Annotated in this window: 5 protein-coding genes; all 5 read left to right on the top strand. The window is 45.3% G+C overall.

What is annotated here, in order from left to right:
* The first annotated feature begins 84 nt into the window (after nucleotides 1-84).
* The 5 genes from ccmI to KIH43_RS07750 are packed head-to-tail and all read left to right on the top strand — an operon-like array spanning nucleotide 85 to nucleotide 5,762.
* Nucleotides 85-1,272, top strand: coding sequence for a c-type cytochrome biogenesis protein CcmI (gene ccmI / locus KIH43_RS07770; RefSeq protein ID WP_297719476.1), 1,188 nt, complete (start codon nucleotides 85-87; stop codon nucleotides 1,270-1,272).
* A 45-nt stretch (nucleotides 1,273-1,317) separates the two neighbouring features.
* Entirely contained in the window at nucleotides 1,318-2,622 is a 1,305-nt protein-coding gene (locus tag KIH43_RS07765) for a TAXI family TRAP transporter solute-binding subunit (protein WP_297719474.1), read from the top strand.
* 12 nt (nucleotides 2,623-2,634) lie between these two features.
* A complete protein-coding gene (locus KIH43_RS07760) occupies nucleotides 2,635-3,603 on the top strand; it encodes a tripartite tricarboxylate transporter substrate binding protein (protein ID WP_297719471.1) in 969 nt (322 codons plus the stop codon).
* A gap of 21 nt (nucleotides 3,604-3,624) precedes the next feature.
* Entirely contained in the window at nucleotides 3,625-4,380 is a 756-nt protein-coding gene (locus KIH43_RS07755) for a 2OG-Fe dioxygenase family protein (RefSeq protein WP_297719468.1), read from the top strand.
* 11 nt (nucleotides 4,381-4,391) lie between these two features.
* Nucleotides 4,392-5,762, top strand: a complete 1,371-nt coding sequence (locus KIH43_RS07750) for an acyclic terpene utilization AtuA family protein (protein WP_297719478.1) — start codon at nucleotides 4,392-4,394, stop codon at nucleotides 5,760-5,762.
* The last annotated feature ends 76 nt before the right edge of the window (nucleotides 5,763-5,838 follow it).

Raw genomic sequence — 5,838 nt, 5'->3', positions numbered from 1 at the left:
CTACCAAAACACTAAGCCCAGAAGACAATCAAAAAATTGATGCGCTTCTCAATACGCTTGGCAAAAATGATCGGAATGATAGCAATGTTTAGTTTTTATATTGCCGCCTTTCTTCTGCTGGTACTGGTTCTTGTTCTCCTGCTCAGACCTTTGTTATTTGCCGGCAAAGTTCAGGAAACCTCTCGCCGTCAGATGAATGCAGTGATATATCGTGAAGAGCTTGAGAAGCTGGCTGCTGAACATTCTGCTGGCATGATCAATGCGCAAGAATATGAAATGAGTCACGCAGAAATGCGTCAACGTCTTTTTCAAGATACGAGTGAAGAAGATGATAAGGCAGTCATGGGGTCTACCAAAAAAGTAGTGATTGGCACTTGTCTCTTTATCGCTTTACTGTCTACAGCTTTGTATTTATCTGTTGGTGATGTTGTGCGGGTAGCTCAACATAATCAACAAAAGCCAATGACTCAAGAGGGTGTTGAGAAAATGGTGGCTGATTTTGCGTCAAAGATGGAAAAAGAGCCGGACAATCTCAAAGGCTGGGCTATGCTTGCTCGTTCTTATCGAATTTTGGGTCGTAGTGAAGATGCTGCAAAGGCCTATGGTCGAGCCGGTAGTTTTATTGACAATGATCCAGAATTATTGGCTGAGTACGCCGATACTCTAGTGGCGGTTGCAAATGGGAATTTTTCAGGAAAACCGCTGCAACTCATTCAGCAAGCTTTGAAGCTTGATCCAAATAATCTTTTGGCGCTTTGGCTTTCTGGATCAGCCTCGTTTAATGGTGGCAATTACAAAGCCGCTGCCCAAACCTGGGAGAAGCTTGCTAAACAATTACCACCTGGTTCAGAAGAGGCGCGCGCTATTGAAACCTCTATAGCTGAGGCACGCTCAAAAGGTGGCCTTTCACAAAAAGCCTCACCTCAAGTGGCGCAGAGCGTGAGTGGGAAAGTTGAGATTTCTGCTGATTTGAAATCTTTGGTAAAGCCCGGTGATGTCTTGATGGTGATTGCTCGCAAACCGGGGGAGCGGATGCCGGTGGCGGTATTGAAGGTGCCAGTGACAGACTCTCCGATGAGCTTTGCCTTAACTGATAAGTTAGCAATGAACCCCAATGCACTTATTTCTCAGTTATCAGAAGTGGCTATTGAGGCTAGAATTAGCAAGACAGGGATGGCTAAAGCAGAATCTGGCGATTTACTATCTGCTGTGCAAACAGTTGCATTGGGATCCAATCAAGTAAAGATTGTTATCAATCAAGTACAAAAATAAACTATTGGCGTAGTAGCAATAGCTACTAAAAAACATAGAGGCCATATGCATTCTCTTAAAAAATACATTTACAACCCTTTTGCCATTGCTCTAAGTTTTTTACTTCTGCTCGTTTTCGTTTTTACTGTGCTTTGGATATTGATTCCTCCGCCACCTAAAGTAATAGAAATGGCAACCGGTTTTCCCACAGGTCTTTATTACCAATTTGGTGAGCGCTTAAAAAAAGAGCTTGCATCTGATGGCGTTAAGTTGGAAGTAAAGGCTACTGGAGGAACGGTTGATAACCTTGCCTTATTAAATGATCCAAGGTCAGGCGTTCATTACGCCATGATTCAAGGAGGCGTAGCGGATGTTAGTCAGTATCCTAATTTGGTTTCAATTGCCGGCATGTTTTATGAGCCTGTTTGGGTGTGGTATCGCGAGACTTCATTTAAGAGTGAAGGAGGGCGACTTCAGGTGCTGGGCCAGCTCAAGGGCAAACGCGTTGCGATCGGCAATGAGGGAAGTGGGACGCTGGCCTTAAGTACTGCTTTGTTAAAAATTAGCGGTATTTCTGAGAAAGATATTGATGCGGAAAAATTAAAACCGGATCAAGCCATTGCAAAACTCAATAACGGGGATTTGGACGCGGTCTTCATTGTTGCTGCCGCAGAGGCGCCAGTGCTTGAAAAGTTTTACAAAATTCCTGGTATTCGTTTAATGAATTTTGATCAAGCGGACGCCTACACTAGAAATTTACCTTACTTATCAAAAGTGAATGTCCCGCGGGGCTTATTAAGTATTCAATACGATCTTCCGCGCCAAGATATACAGGTGGTAGCGCCTACGGCCACTCTAGTGACTCAGAATAATGTTAGTCCAGCGATGATCTCTTTATTGCTAAGTGCTTCCTACGACATTTTGAAGTCTTATTCACGCTTACAAAAGGCGGGGGAATTCCCATCTAGTCTTGGCATGGATTTTCCTTTGCATGTTGATGCCGAGATTTATTTGAAGGATGGCCCCTCTTTTTTACATCGACATTTGCCGTTTTGGACAGCGGTGTGGGTTGGACGATTTGTCAAGATTGTCATTCCTTTAATTGTGATATTTATTCCATTGTTTACTTATATTCCGTCTGCAAAAAACTTTTTCTTGCGTTTAAAACTTGCGCAAGTGTATGCAGAGCTGCGCGAGCTTGAGAAAAATGCGCTCAATCCTGATCTAAAAGAAAGAAACTTTAAAGATCTTGAGGGAATAGAAAGGCGGGTAAACAATATCAAAGTATCGATGATGGATGCTAAAGAGTTGTACGATCTAAAAGGTCACGTAGGAGAGGTGCGCGCGCGTTTAATGCATTTATATACATAACAGGAGACAAAAATGAATAAAAAAATAGCCGCTTTAGCGGCATGCTTTGCCGGACTCTTATTTTCAATATCTGCATTTGCCCAGACTTATCCCAGTAAGCCCATCACTATGGTGGTGCCACAAGCTGCTGGAGGCACGAATGACATTGTTGGGCGTCTTATTGCGCCTGCGTTTGGAGAGGCTATCGGCGCATCTGTAGTTGTCGAGAATAGGCCTGGTGCTGGCGGCAATATTGGCACTCAAAGTGTGGCGCGTGCGACTAAGGATGGATATACCTTGCTATTGACTATCAACAGCGCACAGGCAATCAATCCTGCTTTATATAAAAATCCTGGATTTGATCCAATCAATGATTTTGTGCCTTTGTATTACATTGGCGCAACACCATACGTATTGGTATCCCCACCTGGGTCGCCTTACAAAACATTGGCAGATGTGATCAGTGCTGCTAAGAAAAAACCAGGCGAGCTATCTTATGCTTCCGCTGGTAATGGCACCATTAGTCATTTGTTGGGCGCAATGCTCAACACTAGCGCAGGCATTGAGATGCAACATATTCCTTATAAAGGGGTTGCGCCAGCCATTAATGATGTACTGGGCGGTCAAGTTCCTCTCGCTTTTGCAAGCCTACCGTCTGCTTTAAATTACATTAAGGCGGGTAAATTGCAGGCAATTGCAATTAGCTCTGCAAAGCGATCTAGCGCTGCTCCAGAAATTCCAACTATTGCTGAAACTTATCCTGACTGTGTGGGTGAGGTATGGGTAGCCTTATTTGCGCCGGCAGGAACTCCTGTGAATGCGGTCAAGAAAGTACAAGCAGCAATGGATAAAGTCATGGCAACGCCCGAGGCACGGGAAAAGTTAATCGCACAAGGTCTCGATTTAACCCCAGTGCCGCCGGCTAAGCTAGTCACTTTACTAAAAGATGAGCTTGTGAAGTGGGCAAAAATTGTGAAGGCATCTGGTGCCCAGCTTGATTAATGCTTGCCCTAAAATGTCCTCATGACTACATTGACTCTTTCTCCTCCGTTAACTCAGGCTAAAGCCATTACTCAGGCTTTGCGTGATGATGGCTTTGCTGTTGTATCGGCCGAGACGGTGGCGCAGGTTTGCAATGTTTCGGTAGCGGGCTTAGAGAGCATGACGCCGTATTGGGAGGGTTTACCCAGAGATCCTTATCTGCGGGATGGGGGGCGCTATCGTTTTCGTCGGCATGCTAGCTATGAAATTAAAAATCAGGCATTAACTTTAGTGCCACATCGTGCGCATTGGCAGTCTGTAGACTACAACGCTTTGCATGGTGGAATAGAACGCTGGTTTGAGCCCATTCAGTCTCAAGTGACAAATGATCCAACATGGCGGGCTGTTCTGCTTGGCTTAGCCAATTTACTCAGTGGACTAAAACCAGTGACTACTTGGTTTGTTGAAGCGCATCAATTTCGAATTGATACAACAGATGGTATCGGCCGCCCTACACCAGAAGGTGCGCATCGTGATGGTGTTGATTTTGTCGCTGTATTTTTGCTTGACCGTGTTGGGATTCAGGGTGGTGAAACCAGAATTTTTGATGCGGCGGGATCGACGGGATTGCGCTTTACTCTCTCTCAACCATGGTCTTTATTATTGATGAATGATGAACGCATGATTCATGAATCCACACCTATACGGCCTTTGGTAGACTACGGATATCGCGATACCTTGGTACTCACTTTTAGGTCGAACGGTTTTCAAGACTCCCCGAATCGTAGTCAACAATAATCCTATTCGTCATCGTGCTAGATCTCTATCGAGTTGCGTGTGCTGCAGGATTTTCTGGCGATAGATTAGGTGTTGCCAAGCCCCTCGTTGATGAACTGAAACGATTGGGCGGCCCTAGTTGTTTGATTTTTGAAAGTCTTGCAGAGAGAACATTAGCGCTCGCTCAGTTAGAGCGTCGACAAAATGAAACTTTGGGATACGAGCCATTACTGGCAGAAATGTTATCTCCAATTTTGGCAGATTGTGTCAGAGCGGGTATTCCCATAGTGGGAAATTTTGGCGCAGCAAATCCACAGGCTGCTGCACAATTAATACAGCAATTGGCCCGTGAACAAGGTATTGAAAATATCAAGATTGCGATTGTGCATGGCGATGATATGGCAGGGCCAGAATATGAAAAGATATTAAAAAGCTCACTATCAGAGGAAGATCAAAATATTCTTAAGGGTAGCGCGCTCGTTAGCGCGAACATATATCTCGGTGCCAAAGAAATTGCTGATGCTTTGAGTGCAGGTGCGCAGGTGGTAGTGACGGGGCGCGTTGCAGACCCTGCGTTAACAGTGGGACCACTCATGGCTTATTTTCAAAAGAGTTGGGAAGATTGGGATTTTTTAGCTGCAGCAACGATGGCTGGTCATTTGCTTGAGTGTGGCGCGCAAGTAACGGGTGGCTATTTTGCTGACCCAGGCTACAAAGAGGTTCCTAATATAAGTGATATTGGCTTCCCAATTGTCGAATTTGATGAGTCGGGCAACATTACTGTGACCAAACCTATTCATTCAGGTGGCTTGGTGAATCGCATGACCGTAACTGAGCAACTGCTTTATGAGCTCCATGACCCGGCTCAATATTTAACGCCCGATGTCGTAGCTGATATTACTGAGGCAGAAGTGAAAGAGTGTGGGGAAAATCGGGTGCAAGTAGTTGGGGTTAGAGGGCATCCTAGACCCCATACTTTGAAAGCCAATATTTGCATTGATGGTGGTTGGCTGGCGGAGGCAGAAATATCTTACGCTGGCCCACGTGCTGATCAGCGAGCGCAGTTGGCGGCGCAAATCATTCGAGACCGCTTAGGAAGCATATTGAATTTACGAATTGACTTGATTGGATTATCTAGTTTATTTCCAAGTGATTCAGGCAATGGGCCGAAAATCATAAATCAGGAATATAGAGATGTTCGTTTGCGTGTTGCGGCAGCCCATCGTGATCGCGCTATGGCGATGCAAGTTTGTCGGGAGGTCACTGCACTTTATACCTGTGGTCCAGCTGGTGGTGGCGGGGTGAGAACCAGTCTTAAACCTCGTCTGAATACCCTTGTTGGCTTTGTGCCTCGAGAAAAAGTTGTTGCGTCATTTAACTTTTATCAGGAGGCTGTGTCTTGAGCGCTTCTTCATTGCCGCTATATAAGCTAGCCCATGCTCGTACAGGCGATAAAGGTTCGCGCTCCAACATCAGTGT

The sequence above is a fragment of the Polynucleobacter sp. genome (assembly GCF_018500155.2).
Taxonomy (GTDB): domain Bacteria; phylum Pseudomonadota; class Gammaproteobacteria; order Burkholderiales; family Burkholderiaceae; genus Polynucleobacter.
The sequence above is the reverse complement of the archived record's forward strand: the minus strand, read 5'-3'. Positions and strand labels throughout refer to the sequence as shown.